Source organism: Pseudomonas sp. P179, assembly GCF_000478485.2.
Taxonomy (GTDB): domain Bacteria; phylum Pseudomonadota; class Gammaproteobacteria; order Pseudomonadales; family Pseudomonadaceae; genus Pseudomonas; species Pseudomonas aeruginosa.
The window spans coordinates 2,339,692-2,359,044 of sequence record NZ_KI517354.1 but is presented as its reverse complement, the minus strand read 5'-3'; the positions used below and the strand labels follow the sequence as shown (position 1 = coordinate 2,359,044).

Annotated in this window: 15 protein-coding genes; 5 read left to right on the top strand and 10 right to left on the bottom strand. The window is 69.0% G+C overall.

All coding sequences use genetic code 11. The features are described 5' to 3' along the window. Positions 1 to 172: 172 nt before the first annotated feature. The 3 genes from HMPREF1224_RS23460 (at position 173) to HMPREF1224_RS23450 (ending at position 4,738) form a co-directional block, all read left to right on the top strand. Complete coding sequence (locus tag HMPREF1224_RS23460) at positions 173 to 2,257, top strand: TonB-dependent receptor (protein WP_010793447.1); 2,085 nt, start codon at positions 173 to 175, stop codon at positions 2,255 to 2,257. 67 nt (positions 2,258 to 2,324) lie between these two features. Next, a complete protein-coding gene (locus tag HMPREF1224_RS23455; RefSeq protein ID WP_003118183.1) occupies positions 2,325 to 3,632 on the top strand; it encodes an NtaA/DmoA family FMN-dependent monooxygenase in 1,308 nt (435 codons plus the stop codon). 437 nt (positions 3,633 to 4,069) lie between these two features. Then, positions 4,070 to 4,738, top strand: a complete 669-nt coding sequence (locus HMPREF1224_RS23450) for a TIGR04211 family SH3 domain-containing protein (protein WP_003104779.1) — start codon at positions 4,070 to 4,072, stop codon at positions 4,736 to 4,738. A gap of 83 nt (positions 4,739 to 4,821) precedes the next feature. On the opposite strand, the gene HMPREF1224_RS23445 is transcribed toward HMPREF1224_RS23450, so the two are convergent. The 6 genes from HMPREF1224_RS23445 to HMPREF1224_RS23420 are packed head-to-tail and all read right to left on the bottom strand — an operon-like array spanning position 4,822 to position 10,922. After that, on the bottom strand, positions 4,822 to 5,883 hold the full coding sequence (locus HMPREF1224_RS23445; RefSeq protein ID WP_003104781.1) for a 2,3-butanediol dehydrogenase: 1,062 nt from the start codon (positions 5,881 to 5,883) through the stop codon (positions 4,822 to 4,824). 43 nt (positions 5,884 to 5,926) lie between these two features. Further along, positions 5,927 to 7,039, bottom strand: a complete 1,113-nt coding sequence (locus HMPREF1224_RS23440; RefSeq protein ID WP_003104784.1) for an acetoin dehydrogenase dihydrolipoyllysine-residue acetyltransferase subunit — start codon at positions 7,037 to 7,039, stop codon at positions 5,927 to 5,929. After that, the gene (locus tag HMPREF1224_RS23435) at positions 7,036 to 8,055 is read right to left on the bottom strand and encodes an alpha-ketoacid dehydrogenase subunit beta (RefSeq protein ID WP_003104786.1); all 1,020 of its coding nucleotides are present in this window, start codon (positions 8,053 to 8,055) and stop codon (positions 7,036 to 7,038) included. Before HMPREF1224_RS23435 ends, HMPREF1224_RS23440 begins: the two co-directional genes overlap by 4 nt. A gap of 32 nt (positions 8,056 to 8,087) precedes the next feature. Continuing rightward, complete coding sequence (locus tag HMPREF1224_RS23430) at positions 8,088 to 9,062, bottom strand: thiamine pyrophosphate-dependent dehydrogenase E1 component subunit alpha (RefSeq protein ID WP_003093507.1); 975 nt, start codon at positions 9,060 to 9,062, stop codon at positions 8,088 to 8,090. Positions 9,063 to 9,084: 22 nt separating this feature from the next. Further along, positions 9,085 to 10,125 carry an ATP-NAD kinase family protein gene (locus tag HMPREF1224_RS23425; RefSeq protein WP_003112999.1) on the bottom strand — a complete coding sequence of 347 codons (1,041 nt, stop codon included), beginning with the start codon at positions 10,123 to 10,125 and terminating at the stop codon, positions 9,085 to 9,087. After that, positions 10,122 to 10,922, bottom strand: a complete 801-nt coding sequence (locus HMPREF1224_RS23420) for an SDR family NAD(P)-dependent oxidoreductase (RefSeq protein ID WP_003104791.1) — start codon at positions 10,920 to 10,922, stop codon at positions 10,122 to 10,124. The genes HMPREF1224_RS23425 and HMPREF1224_RS23420 overlap by 4 nt, the downstream gene beginning before the upstream one ends. A gap of 331 nt (positions 10,923 to 11,253) precedes the next feature. Between HMPREF1224_RS23420 and HMPREF1224_RS23415 the strand changes: the two genes are divergently transcribed. Both HMPREF1224_RS23415 and HMPREF1224_RS23410 read left to right on the top strand, forming a co-directional pair. Further along, positions 11,254 to 13,131 carry a sigma-54-dependent Fis family transcriptional regulator gene (locus tag HMPREF1224_RS23415; RefSeq protein WP_003104795.1) on the top strand — a complete coding sequence of 626 codons (1,878 nt, stop codon included), beginning with the start codon at positions 11,254 to 11,256 and terminating at the stop codon, positions 13,129 to 13,131. Positions 13,132 to 13,335: 204 nt separating this feature from the next. Further along, a complete protein-coding gene (locus HMPREF1224_RS23410) occupies positions 13,336 to 13,947 on the top strand; it encodes a LysE family translocator (protein WP_003104796.1) in 612 nt (203 codons plus the stop codon). Here the strand turns inward: HMPREF1224_RS23410 and HMPREF1224_RS23405 are convergent. The 4 genes from HMPREF1224_RS23405 to HMPREF1224_RS23390 all read right to left on the bottom strand — a co-directional run bounded on the left by HMPREF1224_RS23405 (position 13,934) and on the right by HMPREF1224_RS23390 (position 19,343). Next, a complete protein-coding gene (locus HMPREF1224_RS23405; protein ID WP_003093500.1) occupies positions 13,934 to 14,824 on the bottom strand; it encodes a LysR family transcriptional regulator in 891 nt (296 codons plus the stop codon). The two genes, HMPREF1224_RS23410 and HMPREF1224_RS23405, sit on opposite strands and share 14 nt — an antisense overlap. Positions 14,825 to 14,919: 95 nt before the next feature. Continuing rightward, positions 14,920 to 15,918, bottom strand: coding sequence for a TolC family protein (locus HMPREF1224_RS23400; protein WP_010793446.1), 999 nt, complete (start codon positions 15,916 to 15,918; stop codon positions 14,920 to 14,922). Further along, positions 15,918 to 18,077, bottom strand: a complete 2,160-nt coding sequence (locus HMPREF1224_RS23395) for a peptidase domain-containing ABC transporter (RefSeq protein ID WP_003105688.1) — start codon at positions 18,075 to 18,077, stop codon at positions 15,918 to 15,920. The genes HMPREF1224_RS23400 and HMPREF1224_RS23395 overlap by 1 nt, the downstream gene beginning before the upstream one ends. A 9-nt stretch (positions 18,078 to 18,086) precedes the next feature. Beyond that, positions 18,087 to 19,343 carry an HlyD family secretion protein gene (locus HMPREF1224_RS23390; RefSeq protein WP_003093492.1) on the bottom strand — a complete coding sequence of 419 codons (1,257 nt, stop codon included), beginning with the start codon at positions 19,341 to 19,343 and terminating at the stop codon, positions 18,087 to 18,089. Positions 19,344 to 19,353 lie beyond the last annotated feature (10 nt).

Below are 19,353 nucleotides of genomic sequence, written 5' to 3'. Positions count from 1 at the left end.
GGCGCGGGCGGCGCCCATGATACCGATTCCCCGGGGCGGTGGGGCGCCGCGGAAGGGACGGGTGTAGGAGATTTCATATTTCGCAATGAGGAATCTATTCCCCATTGAGGAATGTTCTGGTGGCGTGATAGCCTGAATGTAAAAGAGAGTCATTCCCATTTGGAGAAGATCCTTGAACGCCCGCACGCACCGCACGCTCAACCGGGGAATCGGCGTCGTCACGCTGTCCACCCTGCTCGCCTCGCCATCGGCACTGGCCCGGGAAAACCCGCCCGCCGAGGACGAACCCGCCGCCCTCGAGGCGCTGGTCGTGACCGGCGAGAAACGTGAACGCTCGCTGAAGGACACGGCGTCCTCGGTATCGCTCACCAGCGCCCGCGACATCGACCGCAAGCAGACCGGCAACGCCTCGGTCGCCGAGGTGATCAATGGCAGTCCCAACGTGGTCTACACCGACTCGGTGGGCGCGCCGATCATCCGCGGCCAGGACACCCAGGGCCCGAACAACGGGCAGAACGTGTTCTGGGGCGGCACAGTGCCGCGGGCGACGATCAACCTCGATGGCCACTACCTGAACTACAACGAGATGTTCTTCGGCGCGACCTCGGTCTGGGACGTCGACAGCATCGAGGTGTTCCGCGGCCCGCAGACCACCTCCCAGGGCGCCAACGCCATCGCCGGGGCGATCATCGTCAACACCAAGGACCCGACCTTCAGCCCCGAGGCTGCCTACCAGGCGGAGATCGGCAGCTACCATTCGCGGCGCAGCTCGATCGCAGTGTCCGGCCCGCTGGCGCAGGACTTCGCCGGGCGCCTGGCGGTGGACTACGCGGGTCGCGACACCTTCATCGACTACGACAACCCGAAGTTCCAGGACAGCGGCACCGACCAGGACTTCCGCGCCCTCAACGCGCGCGCCAAGCTGCTCTGGCTGCCCAGCGGAATTCCGGGCCTGGAGAGCAAGTTCACCTTCTCCCACAACGACAGCAACCGCCCGACCCAGGAAGCGGCGACCCGCCCGTTCGACAAGCTCGACCATCGCTCGACCACCATGCCCAGCTGGGAGCAGGACACCAACACCAGCATCCTTGACGTCGCCTATGACCTCGACAACGGCATCCGCCTGTTCAACCAGGCGCAGTACTCGCTGTCCTCGGTGCACCGCACCACCGGCGCGGGCGGCGAGGGCGACGCCGATATCCGCCAGAAGAACGCCTCCAACGAATCGCGGATCAGCTTCGGCGAGCAGGAGGACCGGATCAGCGGCATGGGCGGGGTCTACTACGCTCGCACCCGCACCGACGAGACACTGCACCTGCGCGGGCTGTCGGCCTTCGACGACACGAAGAAGAACCTCGGTGTGTTCGGCGAGCTGAACTACCGCCTGAGCGACCGCTGGACCCTGACCACCGGCCTGCGCTACCAGGAGGATCGCATCGAGCGCAGCGGCAACTCGGTGCTGGCGCCGCGTCCGCTGGACTACCAGAAGACCTTCTCGGCCTTCCTGCCGAAAGTCTCCCTGGCCTTCGCCGCGACCCCGGACTGGACCGTCGGCGGCCTGGTCAGCCGCGGCTACAACCCCGGCGGCGTGTCGCTCAACCTGACCACCCGCAACTGGGCCTACTTCAAGGAAGAAACCATCTGGAACTACGAACTGTTCACCCGCGCCAGCCTGCTCGACGGCCGCCTGGTGCTGAACGGCAACCTGTTCTTCATGGATTTCAAGGACGCCCAGTACAACATCCCGGTGGTGGTTTCGCCGGGGGTGGCGCAGTCGTACACCATCAACGCCGAGAAGGCCCACGCCTACGGCATGGAGCTGGACCTCGACTATCGCCTGCGCGACGACCTGCGGCTGAAGGCCAGCGCCGGCGTGCTACGCACCCGGATCGACGAGATGTCCGGCAATACCGGCTACGAGCACAACGAGTTCGCCCGCTCGCCGGGCTATACCCTCAGCTTCGGACCGAGCTGGGACGTCACCGAGCGCCTCAACCTGAACGCCCAGGTGCGCTACCTGGACGGCTACTACTCGGACACCGCCAACACCAAGGCCTACTCGATCAAGGCCTACACCCTCACCGACGCCCGCGCCAGCTACCGCTTCAACGACCAGGTGCAGCTCTATGGCTACGTGAAGAACGTGTTCGACGACCGCTCGCCCACCTACATGCAGGAAAACCGGGGGATCGGCGGCATCGAGGCGAGCATGACGCAGCCGCGGACCCTCGGCATCGGCATCAAGGGCACCTTCTAGGCGCCCCGAGAAGCCGGCCCCGCGCAGGGCCGGCCCAGCCCCAGAGCCCATACAGGAGATTGGCACGATGAGTACCCCGAAACGCCTGCACATCGGCATGTCGCTGGCCCCCACCTGGCTCAGCGGCGATGCCTGGCGGCGCCCCGACAGCAATATCGAAGGCATCTTCGGCAGCGATTTCGCCGTCGACATCGCCAGGCGCTCCGAAGCCGCCCACCTCGACTTCGTGTTTCGCCCGGACGTCAGCAGCCTGCCACTGGACGTGCTGGAGACCGGCTCCGGCTTCGCCAGCCTGGATCCCACCGTACTGCTTGCCGCGGTCGCCCGCGAAACCTCGCGGATCGGCCTGGTGTCGACGGTCTCCACCACGTTCTATCCGCCCTACGTGGTGGCCCGGCAGCTGCAATCGCTGCACTGGATCAGCAACGGCCGCGCCGGCTGGAACATCGTCACCGCGCTGCAGGGCCACGAGAACTTCGGCCTGGACGCGATGCCCGATGCGGAGCAGCGCTACGCGCGCGCCGCCGAGTTCACCCGGCTGGTGCACGACCTGTGGGACAGCTTCCCCCGCGAGGCACTCCTGGTCGACCGCGAGAGCGGCCGCTACGCCGACGTTTCCCGGGTGCACCCGGTCGACCACGACGGCGAATTCCTCAAGGTCAAGGGACCGCTCAACCTGCCGGCCTTCGGCGAGGCGCGGATTCCCCTGGTGCAGGCCGGCGCCTCCGAGAGCGGGCGCGACTTCGCCGCCTCGGTGGCCGACCTGGTGTTCGCGCCGACCCCGGACAAGGAGGCTGCCCTGGAACTGCGCCGCGACCTTTCCCGCCGCGCCGAACGCCACGGTCGCTCGCCGCGCGACGTGCGCCTGCTGCCGGGCTTCAGCCTGTACCTGGCGGAGAGCCGCGAGGAGGCGCGGGAAATCTTCATGCAGACCCACGCGCGCCTGGACCGCACGCGCAAGTTCGCCACGATCAGGCAGATGCTCGGCCTCGACCTCAGCGACTGGCCGCTGGACCGGCCGATTTCCGCGGCCGACCTGCCGCCGCCGGTGGCCAACCCCGGCAGCCGCACCCACACTGACCTGCTGCGGCGCCTGATCGAGCGCGAGACGCTACGCCTGGACCAGTTGCTGCTGCGCCCCGAGGTGGTTTCCGCGGCGCACTGGCAGGTCATCGGTACGGTGGACGATGCCGTCGAGCAGATCGTCGACTGGGCCGCCGCCGGCGCCATGGACGGTTTCATCGCCGCGCCGGGAGGCTCGGTCGGCTCGCTGCGGCTGTTCCTCGAACAGGTGGTGCCGCGCCTGGTGGAAAAGGGGCTGTTCCGCGAGCGCTACAGCGCCACTACCTTCGCCGGGCACCTGGCAGAGGAATGATGGAAAGGGCCGGCGACGGCCGCGTCCTGGCGGCGATGGCGAGCGAGTGACCGCCTGCGGATTGGCCGCCTGACGGGCCCGCTGTATCGCAGCACGCCATCCGACCGGTGGGACGTGGTACAGGCGAGGGAGCCTCTGCCTTGGCGTAGATACCGTCGTACCCCGGGGATCATCCGGACAGGTCGCAGCCTGGGCAGCGCTGGCCGTCGGCAGGCCTGGCATTCTGCTGTTACAACCATCCATCCATTCCTGCGGAAACGAGTGAACTCAATCGCCCCGAGCGCTGTCTGTCAGCCGTCGGCCCAACCGGGCCGGGCGCATGGCCCTTGGCCATGCGGTAGCCCCGCCCCGGTCGCGCGCTTGTCCATAACAATTCGACTGGCCGGCTTTTTCGCTCCCCTTTGCGGGTTTCGTTCTCTCGCCATGTGAAGATTGCCATGTCCCTATCCCGTCGCATCCCCGCCGCTCTTTCCCCGTTCCAGAACCGCGTCATCGGAGCCTGCCTGCTCGGCGGCCTGCTGGCGGCCGGCGCCCCGGCGCAGGCCGAGGAGGCGACCGGCAACGCGCGCTGGGTGAGCGACAGCCTGACCACTTTCGTGCGCAGCGGCCCCACCGATGGCTATCGCATCGTCGGCACCCTCACCTCCGGGCAGAAGGTCGAGCTGCTTGGCACCCAGGGCAACTACAGCCAGGTGCGCGGCGAGAACGGCAGCACCGTGTGGATTCCCAGCCGCGACTTGCAGGAGGTTCCCGGCCAGGCCGAGCGCCTGCCGCAACTGGAACAGAAGGTGGCCGCCCTGACCGCCGAGCTGGACGGCATCAACGACACCTGGAAGACCCGCGTGCAGGGCATGCAGGAAACCCTCGACACGCGCAAGAAGCTGATCGACGAATTGCAGGCGGCGCGCAGCAACCTGGACGCCGAGCTCGGCAAGGCCCGCTCCGACCTGCGTGCGGTGCAGGCGCAACTGGGCGACGAGAACAAGCAGGTGCTGATGCGCTACATGGTCTACGGCGGCAGCATCGCCGGCGCCGGCCTGTTCGCCGGGCTGATCCTGCCGTCGCTGCTGAGGGTGCGGCGCAAGCGCAACGACAAGTGGTTCTGAGCCTCCGCCCGCGTCTCTGCGTTTCGTAAAGCAAGCCCCGCCGGCCGCGGGGCTGTGTCGCAAGCGCGACAAGGGCTGAAGCGTCAGCCGCCCGGCGAGACGATGATCTTCACGTTGTGCTCCTTGTTGTTCACCAACTCTTCGAAACCGCGCTCGACGATTTCTTCCAGGCCGATGCGACCGGTCACCAGCGGTGCGATGTCGAGGCGGCCGTCGGCTATGAAGGCGATCACGTCGGCGAACTCGCCGTTGTAGGCGAGGGCCCCGAGCAACTGCTTCTCGGTGGAAACCAGCTCGAAGAAATTGAATTCACTGGGCTCCTCGAAGATTCCCACAAGCACGCATTTGCCGGCCTTGCGGATGGCATCGATGGCCAGCTTGGCGGTGTGCTTGTTGCCGATGCATTCGAAGCTGACGTCGGCGCCAAGCCCGCCGGTGAGGGCGCGGATTTCGCCTAGGGCGTCGCACCGCGAGGGGTCGAGCACCTGGCTGGCGCCGACCTCCAGGGCCTTGGCCTTGCGCGCCGAGGACATCTCCAGGGCGATCACCTGTGCCGCGCCGGCGGCGCGCGCGCACATGATGGTGCTCAGGCCGATGGTGCCGGCGCCGACCACCACCACGTTCTGCCCGAGCAGGCTGCCGGCCTTCTTCACCGCGTGCATGCCCACCGCCAGCGGCTCGATCAGCGCGCCGGCCTCGCTGGGAAATCCGGCCGGCAGGGCGTAGAGCAGGTTGGCCGGTACGTTGACGTATTCGGCGAAGGCGCCGTTGTTCATCAGCCCGGTGAAGGCCAGGTTCTCGCAGATGTTGTACAGCCCATGCCGGCAGTAGTAGCAGGTGCCGCAATGCTGGCAGGCGTCTGCGGCGACCGCCTGGCCGACGGCGAAGCCGGTCACGCCGTTGCCGAGGCGGACGATTTCGCCGCTGAACTCGTGGCCGAGGATGCATTGATCCTTGAGGCCGGTGAGCGGGTGCGGCGCCTCCACGGGGATGAATACCGGGCCGGCCAGGTATTCGTGCAGGTCGGAGCCGCAGATGCCGCACCAGTGCACACGGATCTGCACCCAGCCGGGCGGCGGCTCGGCCGGGAGCGGCACGTCTTCCACGCGGATATCGTGGCGGCCGTGCCAGACGGCGGCGCGCATCGCCGCGTTGGCTTGCGGGGAACTGTTCATGTCGGTCGTCTCCTCAATGCTGGCGGAGGAAGTCGAGCAGCAGGCGGTTGACCTGCTCGGCGGCTTCCATCTGCACCATGTGCGCCTGTCCGTGAATGATCTCCACCTGGGCTGGCAGGCCCTCGGCATGCCGCGCCGGGATGATCGCGTCATCGCTGCCCCAGATCGCCAGGACCGGCTGGCGGCCCTCGCTCGCCACGGCACGCAGGTCGTTGCGCTGGCGACCGTCGGCGAACAGGTTGTCCAGCAACTGGCGCAGGGCCGCATCGACGCCTTCCAGGCGCTTGTAGCGGAGCATGTCCTCGAGCATCTGCCGGGTGACCAGCGCGGGGTCGGAGAACAACTGCACCAGTTGCGGCTTCAACGCGTTGCGGTTGGCCGCCTCGACGAAGCCGCGCAGGTAGTCGCCGTTGATCTCCTCGCCGAGGCCGGCGCTGCCGATCAGGCTCAGCGACAGCACCCGCTGCGGCGCCAGGCGCGCGCAGTTCAGCGCCACCGCTCCCCCCATGGAGTGACCGGCCAGGTGTACCTGTTCCAGGTCGAGGTGGTCGAGCAGGGCCAGCACGCTGCCGCTGAGTTCATCGAGGTCGCCGCGCACCAGGGCCTTGCCGGACTCGCCGTGGCCCGGCAGGTCTAGAGCGATCACCCGCCGCTCGGCGGCCAGCGCCTCGTGGTTGAACAACCAGTTGTTCAGGTCGCCACCGAAACCGTGGATCAGCAGTAGCGCCGGATCGCCCTCGCCGCGGTCGAAATAGCGCAGTAGGCGCCCGTCCAGCTCGACTTTCCGCGGTGCCGGTCCGCTATCCCCAGCGTCCTCGTCGGCGGGTACGAATTCGGCCTGGAAGCGTTGCACCAGTGCGTCGATCTCCTCGTCGCTCGCCTCGCCCTCGACCACCACGCCGAGCAGCGCGCCGACCGCCAGGGTCTCGTCCTCGCGCGCCACCTTGCGCCGCAGCACGCCCGAGAAGGGCGCCTCGACGCTGCTGGAGATCTTGTCGGTCTCCACGTCGAGCACCTCGTCGCCTTTCTCGATATGCGCGCCCTCTTCCTTGAGCCAGGCGTCCACCCGACCCTCGGTCATCGACAGGCCCCACTTGGGCATGGTCAGTGTATGGATCCGGCTCATGCCGCGTCCCTCCCTTCCAGGGCCTGGCGCACGGCTGCCTCGATCTTCGCCGCGTCGGGGATGTAGAGGTCTTCCAGGGCGTCGGAGAAAGGCACCGGCGTATGGGGCGCGGTGACCCGGCGGATCGGCGCGCGCAGCGCGGAGAAGGCCCGTTCGGCGACCAGCGCGGCGATGTCGGTGGCCATCGAGCAGCGTGGGTTGGCTTCGTCGACCACCACCAGGCGGCCGGTCTTTTCCACGCTTTCGAGAATGCTGTCCTCGTCCAGTGGGCTGGTGCTGCGCAGGTCCAGTACTTCGCAGGAGATGCCCTGGCGCGCCAGGCTGGCGGCGGCGTCCAGCGCCAGGTGGACCATGCGGCCGTAGGTCACCAGGGTGACGTCGTCGCCGTCGCGGAGGAAGTTCGCCTCGCCGAAGGGTACGCTGTACAGCTCCTCGGGTACCTCGCCCTGCATCGAATAGAGCAGCTTGTGCTCGCAGAAGATCACCGGGTCGTTGTCGCGGATCGCCTGGACCAGCAGGCCCTTGGCGTCGTAGGGCGACGACGGGCAGACCACCTTGAGGCCGGGGATGTGGGTCCATAGCGAAGTGAGCATCTGCGAATGCTGGGCGGCGGCGCGCAGGCCGGCGCCGACCATGGTACGGATCACCAGCGGGGTGACCGCCTTGCCGCCGAACATGTAGCGGAACTTGGCGGCCTGGTTGAGGATCTGGTCCAGGCAGCAACCGGCGAAGTCGACGAACATCAGTTCGCACACCGGGCGCATGCCGCGGGTGGCGGCGCCGACCGCGGCGCCGACATAGCCGATCTCTGACAACGGGGTATCCAGCACACGGCCGGGGAACTGGTGGTAGAGGCCCTTGGTGACCCCCAGCACGCCGCCCCAGGCGTCGTCCTCGCCGGGCGCGCCGGCGCCGCCGGCATTGTCTTCGCCCATGATGAAGACGCTCGGGTCGCGGCGCATTTCCTGGGCCAGCGCCTCGTTGATGGCCTGCTGGTAGCTGATCTTTCTCGCCATGATGGTTCTCCTCGTTCTTGTTTTCGGGCGGCTCAGGGATAGGACACGTAGACGTCGCGCAGCAGGTCGTCCGGCTCCGGCTTGGGATCGTTCTTCGCGCGCTGCACGGCATCCTCGATGCGCGCCTCGACCTCGGCGTCGATGGCGTCCAGGTCGCTGGCGGAGAGCAGGCCGGCGTGGCAGGTGCGTTCGCGGAACTGCTTGAGGCAGTCGCGGGTTTCCCGGTAGTGCTTTACTTCGTCGGGATCGCGGTAGGTCTGTGCGTCGCCCTCGAAGTGTCCGTAGTAGCGGGTCAGCTTGACTTCGATCAGCGACGGCCCCTCGCCGGCGCGGGCGCGCTCGATGGCGGCGCCGGCAGCCTCGTGGACGGCGAAGAAGTCGAAGCCGTCGACCGTCACCCCGGGCATGCCGAAACCGGCGGCGCGGTCGGCGATGTGGTCGCAGGCCACCGACCAGTTGGCCGCGGTGGCCTCGGCATAGCCGTTGTTCTCGGCGACGAACAGGCACGGCAGGTTCCACACCGCGGCCAGGTTCATCGCCTCGAACACCGCGCCTTCGTTGGAGCCGCCATCGCCGAAGAAGGCCACCGCCACCGCATCGCTGCCTTTCAGCTTGGCCGCCAGCGCGGCGCCGGCGGCCAGCGGCGCGCCGGCGCCGACGATTCCGTTGGCGCCGAGCATGCCTTTCTCCAGGTCGGCGATATGCATGGAGCCGCCCTTGCCCTGGCAGACCCCGGTCTTCTTGCCATAGATTTCCGCCATCATGCCGTGCACGTCTACGCCCTTGGCGATGCAGTGGCCGTGGCCGCGATGGGTGGAGGCGATGCAGTCGTCGTCGCGCAGGTGCGCCATCACGCCGGCGGCGGAGGCTTCCTCGCCGGCGTAGAGGTGGACGAAGCCGGGTATCTCGCCCGTGGCGAACTCGACGTGCAGGCGTTCCTCGAAGGCGCGGATGGTGCGCATCACGCGGTAGGCATGGAGCAGTTGGTCGGTGCTCAGAGTGGACATCTTGTTGTTCTCCAGGTTGTCTTCACGGGGTCATCGGGGTTCGCTGGCCGGCCAGCAGGCGATGGCGGGCGGCGTAGGCGAGGGTGGCCGGCACATCGACGCTGAACGGGCCGGAAGGGTCGAGGGTGATGCTCGGGCGGTCGGTGGCGCTGAACTCGATCTCGCGCTCTCCGTCCAGCGCCAGGGTCCCGCTGGACAGGCTCGGTGCGTGGGCCACGCCGGGTTGCAGGTAGCCGGCGGCAGAGACCCCGCAGCCCACCAGCAGGCCCGGCGCCAGCGGCACCAGCAGGCTCTCGCGGGCGTCCGGATGCAGGCGCATCCAGGCGCCGTGGGGCTCCTCGCGGCTCACCGGCGACCACAGTCCGCAAAGCGCCGAAAGGCCGATGGCGTGGGGTTCGGCGAAGCTGACGAAGACTTCGGCGAGGTCTTCGGCGCGACTGATGGCGCGGGCGCCGATGAACGGCTGCGGCGACACCGCGACGTCCACCAGCGCCCACTCGCAGAGCCCGCGGCGCGGCTCGCGCACCAGCAGGCGCTTGTTGCGTCGCAGGCCGATCTCCGGCGGCACCCGGTTGCTGGCGCAGAGGCCGCCGGCGAGCCCCGCGCCGGTGGCTTCGCGCAGCTCCGGGAAAGCGTTGTTGGTCCCGGTGGACAGCGCCAGCAAGGGGACGTCGCCGACCTCGGCGGCCACTGCCTTGTGCGTGCCGTCGCCGCCGAGCACGGCGATCAGCGCCACGCCGCGCTCGACCATGCGCCGCGCCGCCAGGCGGGTATCCTCGACGCTCTGGCGCAGCGGCATGTCGAGGAACTCCAGGAACGGCCAGTGGCCGTCGCGGGCCTGGCGGGTCTGGCTGGCCCGGAGCACGGCGGCGGCGATGCCGGTCATGTCCGGCGGCAGCAACGCATGGCGGATGCCGGTGGCGCCGAAGGCGGCGAGCAGGCGTTGCACCACCGATGCCTTGTCGGTGCTGGAGTGCAGCCCGGCATGGGCGGTGAGGCGACGCAGGTCGCGACCGGAGGCCGGGTTGGCGATGATGCCGACGATCGGCGAGGGCGGGGTCATAGCGAGAATCCGCCGTCGACGGCGATGGCCTGGCCGGTGACGTGCGGCGCGCAGGCCAGGTAGACGACGAGCTGGCCCATGTCTTCGACGGTCTGCGCCTCGCCCTGGGGCAGCAGGCTGGCCTGGTGGCGTTCCCAGGACTGCGCCTCGCTTTCGCCGGCCTGCCGCCAGCGGCCCGACAAGCCGTCCTCGCCGCGCCACATTCCGGTGCCGACGATTCCCGGGCAGAGCGCGTTGACCGTCACCCCGTCGCGCGCGACCTCCTTGGCCAGGGCATTGCTGAAACCGATCACGGCAAACTTCGAGGCACAGTAGTGGGCGAGGTCGGGGAGACCGACCTTGCCGGCGATCGATGACAGGTTGACGATCCGCCCCCAGCGCTGCGCCTGCATCAGCGGCAGTTCGGCCTGGCAGCAGAGGAACACGCCGCGGGCGTTGACGTTCATCACCCGGTCCCAGTCGGCGAGGCTGAGTTCGGCGACCTTGCGGATGCTGATCACCCCGGCATTGTTCACCGCCACGTCGAGCCGGCCGAACTCCGTGGCGACCCGCTCGACCATCGCCCGGACGCTGTCGCCGTCGCTGACGTCGACCCCAAGGGCCAGGCTGCGGCGACCGAGGCTGCGGATCGCGGCGGCGGTTTCCTCGGCGACCTGCGGATCGAGGTCGGCCACCGCCACGTCGGCGCCGGCGCGCGCCAGGGCGAGGGCGATGCCCCGGCCGATGCCGCGTCCGGCGCCGGTCACCAGCGCGACCCGGGAAGACAGGGAGAAATCGTCGGACGACGTAGCGTGCATGCTTCACCTCTGATTGTTCTTGTAGGTGTATGCGGCAGGGCGTTGGGAGGAGCGGACAGTCCGCCCTGCCGTCGCCGTGGCTGGAGCAAGGCCGATGCCAGGTTGCGGCGTGGCGGCCGGAAGGCCCGTCGTAGAGCGCCGGCATGGGAAGGCCGGCGACCGCCGGGGCGACGTCCGGCGAGACAACCCATGTCATCGCGCACGGGTTCCCGGCGAGACGCTGAGACGCTCCGTCTCAGTCGTCGGCTGTGGCGGCCCGGCGCTTGTCGAGGGTCGCCGATGGGCGCTTAATGGGCGGCACAACAACAAGATGCCGAGCAACGGAGGCCCCATGCTTTCCGCACACTCGAAGGACCATGTGGACTGTGTCAGCCGTGTCCTGAGGAACGCCGCGCGCCTGCCGCAGGCGCCGGTGCCGACGCCGATCCTCGACTCCTGGCGCCGCTCCATGGAGCAGCACCGTCTCGACCCGGGGTCCCTGCAAGGGCCGCGGATTCTCTCGCAGACCCTCCTCGACGAATGTCGCGAGCGTTCCGAACTGTTCCTGCGCATCGCCAGCGAAGAGGTGGCGCGACTGCATGGACGGGTGCGCGATGCCGACTACTGCGTACTGCTCACCGATGCCCAGGGGCGGACCATCGACTACCGTGTCGAGTCGACCATCCGCAACGACTGCCGCAAGGCCGGGCTGTACCTCGGCACCTGCTGGTCGGAAGGCGAGGAGGGCACCTGCGGGGTGGCCGCCGTACTCACCGACAGGACTGCGGTGACGGTGCACAAGCGCGATCACTTCCGCGCCGCCTTCATCGACCTGACCTGTTCCGCGGCGCCGGTCTTCGATCCGCAGGGCGAGTTGCTCGGTGTGCTCGACGTTTCCGCCGTGCAATCGCCGGACGACCGCCGTAGCCAGCATCTGATCCGGCAGATGGTGGCGCAGAGCGCGCGGGAGATCGAGAACGCCTTCTTCATGCACAGCGCCCAGGGCCATTGGGTGCTGCGCGCGCACCGTGCGCCGGGCTACGTCGACAGCCAGCCGGACTACCTGTTCGCCTGGGACGCCGATGGGCGCCTGCTGGCGTTGAACCCGGCGGCGCGGCACTACCTGCGGCAGCGCCTGGGGCAGGTGCCGAGCCACATCGGCGAGGTGTTCGACCTCGACGCCCTGCACGCCGCCGCCGACCAGGCGCCGTGCCTGCTGCGCGGCCAGGCCGGCGAGCTGCACGTGCGTCTCAGCGCGCCGCGGGCCAAGGCGCGGCGGCTGGAGCGCGAGGTGCCCGACGACGCTGCGCTCGACCCGCGCATCGCCGAAAGCCTGCGCCTGGCGGTGCGGGTCAAGGACCGCAACCTGCCGGTGCTGATCCAGGGCGAGACCGGCGCCGGCAAGGAGGTTTTCGCCCGCCAGCTGCACCAGGCCAGCGCCCGTCGCGACAAACCCTTCGTCGCGCTCAACTGCGCGGCGATTCCCGAAAGCCTGATCGAGAGCGAGCTGTTCGGCTACGTTGGCGGAGCCTTTACCGGCGCGGCGGCGAAAGGGATGCGCGGCCTGCTGCAGCAGGCCGATGGCGGTACCCTGTTCCTCGACGAGATCGGTGACATGCCGCTGGGCCTGCAGACCCGCCTGCTGCGCGTGCTGGCCGAGGGCGAGGTGGCGCCGCTGGGGGCTGCGCGCCGGCAGGCTGTGGATATCCAGGTGATCTGCGCCACCCACCGCGACCTGGCGGCGCTGGTGGCGGCCGGCGGCTTCCGCGAGGATCTCTACTTCCGCCTCGGCGGCGCCCGCTTCGAACTGCCGCCGCTACGCGAACGCAGCGACCGGCTGGCGCTGATCCGGCGCATCCTCGACGAGGAAACCGCGCACTGCGGCGTACGCATCGAACTCGGCGAGGCAGCCCTGGAATGCCTGCTCGGCTATCGCTGGCCGGGCAATGTCCGCCAGTTGCGGCATGTGTTGCGCTACGCCTGCGCGCTGTGCGGCGGCGCCACCCTGCAACTCGCCGACCTTCCGGCAGAGCTGCGTGGCGAAGGCCGGACACCGGCCAGTGCGTGCGAGAGCGGCGGCGGTCCGGAGCGCGACGCCCTGCTCGACGCCCTCGTGCGGCATCGCTGGAAACCCATGGCCGCGGCGCGGGAACTGGGTATCTCGCGAGCGACCCTGTATCGGCGGGTGCGCCGGCATGGCATCCGCATGCCGGGCCAGGCGGACGACTGAGGTGCGCCGGCGGCCGGCGCAGTCGTCAAGCGCGGAAAATCAAAACCAGCCTTGAGCCTTGCCCCGTTAATGCCGGTGGGCTTTCCCTGTAGCGTTCCGGGCAGCGGCGCAACCCGTTCGGTCGCGCCCCGCCAGGAGCCTACGGAGGAAACCCATGCCCGCCCCGCACCAGCCAGCCCGCAACCCGACCGGGGAGTTCGACCCATGCCGCTAGCCCTGCTGCTCGCCATGGGCGCGTTCTCCCTGAGCCTGTCGATTTCCCCCGGTCCGGTGAACCTGACCATCGTCGCTTCCGGCGCCAACCATGGTTTCCGCCGGACCCTGCCGTTCGTCACCGGCGCCACCCTCGGCTTCGTCCTGCTGCTGGCCTTCGTCGGCTTCTGGTTCGTCCGCGCGATCGAGGCCTACCCGCGCTTCTTCGACTACCTGGGGATGGCCGGCGCGGCGTTCATCGCTCATGTGGGCTACCGCATCGCCACCGCGGATCCACGCCTGGCCCTGGAGGAAAACGGGGTCCCCGGGTTCTTCCAGGGCGTGCTCCTGCAATGGCTCAATCCCAAGGCCTGGATCGCCTGCGCTTCCGGCGTGGCCTTGTTCGCCAGCCCGAGCACGCACGCGCCGCTGCTGGTCTTCATGGCCATCTACCTGGTGGTCTGCTACCTCTCGCTGGCCGCCTGGGCACTGCTCGGTGACCGCGTGGCGCTGCTGCTCGACAGCCCCCGGCGGGTGCGCCTGTTCAATCGGGCGATGGGCGGCACCCTGGTGCTGACCGCTGGCTACATGCTCTACCTGCAGCTCGCCGCTAGCCCGGATTGAAGGCCTCGTAGAGGCGATTGATGAGGGTATAGGCGATGCTGCTGGCGGGTACGTTGGGCGGCCACACCGCATACACCTTCAACGGCTCCAGGCGCCATTCCGGCAGCACCGCGCGCAACTCGCCGCGGCGGATCGGCTCGTCGCTCAGGTAGGTCGGCGGCGCGGCCAGGCCGACGCCGAGGCGGGCCAGGCGGCAGGAGGCTTCGACGCTGTCGACGCGCACCCGCGGGGTGTAGTCGACGCGTACCTCCTCGTCGTCCCGCGCATGACGGAATAGCCGGCTGTCGGGGCGCATGCCGAGCCCGATCCATTCCAGCCGCTGCAGGTCGCGCGGGTGTTCCAGCGGCGCGTGCCGGGCCAGGAATGCCGGTGCCGCCACTACCTGGCGCGGCAGCAGGAACAGGTGACGGGCCTTCAGCGAGCTGTCCGGCAGGTCGCCGATGCGGAAGGCGATGTCGATGCCGTCGCCGATGATGTCGTGGCGGCTGTCGTCGCAGGCGATGCCGAGGTCGAGGTCGGGATGCTCCTCGATGAAGGCTGCCAGGTGACGGGTGAAGTCGCCGTTGACGAACACCGCGGGCATCGAGATGCGCAGGCTGTTGCGGGTCGAGACGGCGCGCTGGCGGAACTCGATGAAGCCCTTCTCGTAGAGTTCCAGCATGGAGCGGGCGGTGTCCAGCAACTGCGTGCCGTCCTGGGTCAGCGACAGCTTGCGGCTGTTGCGGTAGAGCAGCGCACGGCCCAGGTTCCGTTCCAGCCTGGACAGGTGCAGGCTGGCGGTCGCGGCGCTTAGGCCCAGCGCCTCGGCGCCGCCGGAGACGGAGCCGGTCTCGGCGATCTTGGCGAATACGATCAGGTAGCGGATGTCGTCGATCATGCGGTCTCTCGTCGCGGGGGCTGGGTGCATCCTGCGCGATGGCGGCCAGCCGGACAAGCGCGAGAGGTAGAGAGCGGCGGCGCTTCCCGGGCTTTTCAGCGCAGGCTCCAGAAACCCAGGCGACCGAGGCTCGCCGCCAGTCGCAGACGCGAGGTCTGCCAGTTGCCGAGGGCGCGGATGTGCTGGTCCTCGGCGCTGGCGTAGGCGGTCAGGGCGTTGAGCAGCTCGATCATGCTGCCGACCCCTGAGCGGTAGCGGCCCTGCACCACCTCCAGGCTTTGCCGCGACTGTTCGACCAGTTCGCGGGTGCGCGCCAGGCTGCGGGTCTCGACGCTGAGCGACTGGTAGTTGTTCCACACCTCCAGCGAAACCTGCTGCTCGGTGTCGGCCAGCTCCGCTTCGCTGGCTTCGCGGCGGGCCAGGGCGTTGCGGACCTGGTAGGTGCGTTCGAAGCCTTCGAACAACGGGATGTTCAGTTGCAGGCCGATGCTGCGGTCGCGTTCGCGGGTATCGCCGTTGAACGCCATCGCCTGGTCGCTATGGCTGCGTGCCAGGTTGGCGCTCAGCGCCAGGCTCGGCCGGCCGGCGGCGCGGCTTTCCTCCACCGAGGCGGCGGCGGCTTTCAGCCGCGCCTGGGCGGCGAGCAGCGCCGGATGCTCGCGGCGGGCTTCGGCGAGCATCTCGTCGATGGCCTTGACGAAGCCGGTGTCGGGTTGCGCCTCCAGCTCGCCGGAGAGGCGCAGCGGGGTATCCGGCGCCAGGCCCATGCGCAGGGCGATGACGCCGAGGGCGTTGCTCAGGGCGCCTTCGTCGCGGACCTGGGCGAGGCTCGCCTGGGACAGCGCGGTCTGCGCCTGCAGGCGATCGGAAAGGGCGGCGGCGCCGGCCCGGTACTTGGCGTCGGCGGCTTCCAGGTTCTGCGCCGCCAGCTCCGCGACCTGCCGCGAGGCGGCCAGGCTGCGCTGGGCGGCGAGGGCGTCGTAGTAGGCCTGGCCGGCGACCTGGCCGGCGGTGCCGAACACGTCCGGCTCGTAGGCGGCGGCGCCGGGAACCAGGCCGAGCAGGCCGCACAACAGGCCGGCGAGGGCACGCATCAGGCCTGCTCCCGCGCCGCGGCGGCCTGGCGTTCGGCCAGGCGCGCGGTGCTTTCGTCGAGGCTTACCTTGCCCTGGCCGAGGACTATCACGCGGTCCGCCGAGGCGATGGTCTCGGGCCGATGGGCGACCATGATGCGGGTGATGCGCAGCGCGCGAATGGCGGCGTTGACCCGCTGTTCGCAGTGTACGTCGAGGTGGCTGGTGGCTTCGTCGAGGAACAGGATGCGCGGCTTCTTGTACAGCGCCCGGGCCAGCATCACCCGCTGCTTCTGGCCGCCGGAGAGCACCGTGCCCATGTCGCCGACCAGGGTGTTGTAGCCCATCGGCATGGCCTGGATGTCATCGTGGATGGCAGCCATCTGCGCGCACTGCAGCAGCCAGGGCATGTCCGGTTGCGGGTCGAAGAAACTGATGTTGTCGCTGAGCGAACCGGCGAACAGCACGTCGTCCTGCAGCACCGTGCCGACCAGTTCGCGCAGGCCGTCCAGGCCCAGTTGCGCAAGGTCCAGGCCGGCCATGCGGATCTGTCCCTCCACTGGCGGGAGGATGCCCAGCAGGACGTTGAACAGGGTGCTCTTGCCGCAGCCCGAGGGGCCGACGATGGCCACCGACTCGCCGCCGGCGATGCGCAGGTCGAGGCCGTCGAGGACCCAGGGCTCCTGTTCCGCGTAGCGGTAGCGCAGGCCCTGGATCTCGATGCTCGCCTCGCGCTCGCGGAGGTTCTCCGGGAGGATGTCGCCGTGGCTGACCTCCGGGGCCTGGAGCACGATGTCGGCCAGGCGCTCGCCCTGCAACTGGAGCATGCGCAGCTCGAAGAACTTGTCGATCAGGCTGCCGACGCGGCTGTCGAACTGCGACTTGTAGGCGTTGAAGGCCATCAGGATGCCGACGCTGAACTGGCCGTCCATCACCATGGTCGCGCCGAGCCAGATCACCAGCAGGTTCTCCACGCCGAACAGTAGGCCGTTGAGCTGCTGGTAGAACAGTTGCAGCTTCTGCGTACGCAGGCCGGCGTTGATCTGTTCCACCAGCAGGCCGAGCCATACCGAGCGGCGCTCGTCCTGGCGCTGGAACAGCTTCAGCGGGCGGATGCCGCGCACCGTCTCGAGGAAGTGGCTCTGCTGGCGCGCGGCGTGGACGATCTGCTCCTCGGTGGCGTTGCGCAACGGCCGGTACCAGATCCAGCGGCCGAGGGCGTAGAGGCTCATGGCGGCGATGGCGATGGCCGCCAGTGGCGGACTGTAGAGCAGCATCATGCCGAGGGTGGCGACGGTCATCAGGCCGTCCAGCACCGCCGAGAGGAAGGCCGCGGTGAGGGTCTGCTGGATGCTGTTCACCGCGCCGAAGCGCGACACCACGTCGCCCAGGTGGCGCTTCTCGAAATACTGCGCGGGCAGCCGCAGCAGGTGGCTGAAGACGTTGGCCTGCCACTGCACGCCGAGCAGGGTGCTCATGTGCATCATCACCCAGGCGCGCACCCCGCTGACCGCCTGCTGCATCAGCAGCAACAGGCCGAAGCCGATGGCCAGGGTGCTGAGCAGGTCACGGTCTTCGCTGACGATGACGTTGTCGATGGTCCATTGCAGGAAGAACGGACTGATCAGCGAGAACACTTCCAGCGCGCCGGCGAGCAGCAGCACCTGGGCCAGCGAGCGGTACAGCCCGGTGACCTTGCCGAGCATGCCCAGCAGCTTGATCCGCGGCGGCGCCTCCTGTTTCTCGAAGCCGCTCTCCGGCCAGAGTTCCAGGGCTACCCCGGTGAAGCTCCGCGAGACTTCCTCCAGGCCCAGCCGGCGCTGGCCGTGGGCGGGGTCGTGGAGCACCGCGCCGCGCCCGTCGACCGCCTTGAGCACGACGAAGTGGTTGAAGTTCCAGTGCAGCACGCAGGGCAGCTTGAGCTTGCCGAGGTCGCCGAGGTCGAGCTTCACCGCGCGGGTACCCAGGCCGAGGCGGTGGGCGGTCTGGATCAGTTGCTTGAGGGAGATGCCCTTGAGCGATACGGAGAAGCGCCGGCGCAGTTCCATCAGGCCGGTATGGTGGCCGTGGTAGCCGGCGATCATCGCCAGGCAGGCCAGGCCGCATTCGGTGGCTTCGGTCTGCAGCACCAGCGGCAGGCGGCGGCCCAGGCGCAGGGCGAGAGCGTCGAGAAAGGCCATGGGTCGTTCCTAGAGTTTGCCGGTCAGGCTGTAGAGCGGTTCCAGCACCCATTCGTAGAGGCGCCGGGTGTCCTGGAGGATGTCGGCGTCCAGCAGCATGCCGCTCTGCAGCGGACGCGGCTGGCCGTAGGCGGTCACCGCCTGGTCGTCGAGGGTTACCCGCAGCCGGTACAGCTGCTCGCCATCCTGGCCGAGCCCCGGGACGCCGCCGACCATGCTGGAAAGCTCGGCGTAGGAGACGCTGGCGCGGGAGATCGACTGCACCTTGCCGTGGTACTGGCCGAACTTCTGGTACGGATAGGCCTGGTAGCGGATCAGCACCGCATCGCCCGGCCGGATGAAACCGATGGACTTGCTCGGCGCGTAGAGTTCGGCCTGCAACGGGGTGTCGGCGGGAACGATGCTCAGCAGCGGACGCGAGCTGTCGACGGTCTGCCCGGCTTCGGCGAGCACGGCGGTGGCGATGCCGCTCTCCGGCGCGGTGACCAGCAAGGTGCGCTTGGCTTCGCTTTCGGCCAGGTCCTGCTCCACCGCGCTGAGCTGGCGGCGGGTTTCCGCGAGCTGGTTGGCCTGGCGCGCGGAAAGCCCGGCGAGTTCGTTGCGGCGCTCGGTCAACTGCTGCCGCAGCGACGTGCGTTCGCGCTCCAGGCCTTGCAGCGTCTGGCGCTGGCCGAGCAGCTCGGCCTGGCGCTGCTGCAACTGGTCCATGGAGATGTAGCCCTTGTCCATCAGCCCCTGGTAGCGCGCGGCGGCGTCGCTGGCCAGCGCCAGCAGGCGTTGCTGGCTGTCGGTCTGGGCGGCGAGGGTGGTGAGTTCGCGCTGCAGGCTGGCGACCTTGCTGGTCAGGCTGTCGCGCTCGTCGTCTTGCAGGCGGCGAAGCTTTTCCAGTTCGTCGCGCAGGGAGTCGCGGCGTTGTTCCAGGCGCCTGCTGATGCCGGCCTGCACCGGCCCGGCATCGCTGCCGTAGCGTTCGCTGGAAAGCACCATCAGGCGCTCGCCGCGTCGTACCGCCTGGCCTTCCTGGACGAACTTGCGCAGCACGATGCCGGCCTGCGGCGCGTGCACCTTGACCTGGCCGCTGGCGGGCACCAATTGGCCGCTGACGGTGCTGCGCTTGGTGTAGCTGCCGAACAGGAAGAAGCCCACCACCAGCAGCGCCATCGCCGCGGCCAGCAGGGTGAGAAAAGTGAAGGAGACCGGGCGGATCAGCACGATCTCGCCCAGGCCGCCGGCATGCTGGGCGTCGAGGGCTTCCTGGCGAAACATGGTGGCTGGA

Coding starts and splice junctions, on each gene's coding strand:
- HMPREF1224_RS23455 (WP_003118183.1), top strand. CDS start 2,325: ATGAGTACCCCGAAACGCCTGCACATCGGCATGTCGCTGGCCCCCACC.
- HMPREF1224_RS23450 (WP_003104779.1), top strand. CDS start 4,070: ATGTCCCTATCCCGTCGCATCCCCGCCGCTCTTTCCCCGTTCCAGAAC.
- HMPREF1224_RS23445 (WP_003104781.1), bottom strand. CDS start 5,883: ATGCGCGCCGCCGTCTGGCACGGCCGCCACGATATCCGCGTGGAAGAC.
- HMPREF1224_RS23440 (WP_003104784.1), bottom strand. CDS start 7,039: ATGAGCCGGATCCATACACTGACCATGCCCAAGTGGGGCCTGTCGATG.
- HMPREF1224_RS23435 (WP_003104786.1), bottom strand. CDS start 8,055: ATGGCGAGAAAGATCAGCTACCAGCAGGCCATCAACGAGGCGCTGGCC.
- HMPREF1224_RS23430 (WP_003093507.1), bottom strand. CDS start 9,062: ATGTCCACTCTGAGCACCGACCAACTGCTCCATGCCTACCGCGTGATG.
- HMPREF1224_RS23425 (WP_003112999.1), bottom strand. CDS start 10,125: ATGACCCCGCCCTCGCCGATCGTCGGCATCATCGCCAACCCGGCCTCC.
- HMPREF1224_RS23420 (WP_003104791.1), bottom strand. CDS start 10,922: ATGCACGCTACGTCGTCCGACGATTTCTCCCTGTCTTCCCGGGTCGCG.
- HMPREF1224_RS23415 (WP_003104795.1), top strand. CDS start 11,254: ATGCTTTCCGCACACTCGAAGGACCATGTGGACTGTGTCAGCCGTGTC.
- HMPREF1224_RS23410 (WP_003104796.1), top strand. CDS start 13,336: ATGCCGCTAGCCCTGCTGCTCGCCATGGGCGCGTTCTCCCTGAGCCTG.
- HMPREF1224_RS23405 (WP_003093500.1), bottom strand. CDS start 14,824: ATGATCGACGACATCCGCTACCTGATCGTATTCGCCAAGATCGCCGAG.
- HMPREF1224_RS23400 (WP_010793446.1), bottom strand. CDS start 15,918: ATGCGTGCCCTCGCCGGCCTGTTGTGCGGCCTGCTCGGCCTGGTTCCC.
- HMPREF1224_RS23395 (WP_003105688.1), bottom strand. CDS start 18,077: ATGGCCTTTCTCGACGCTCTCGCCCTGCGCCTGGGCCGCCGCCTGCCG.
- HMPREF1224_RS23390 (WP_003093492.1), bottom strand. CDS start 19,343: ATGTTTCGCCAGGAAGCCCTCGACGCCCAGCATGCCGGCGGCCTGGGC.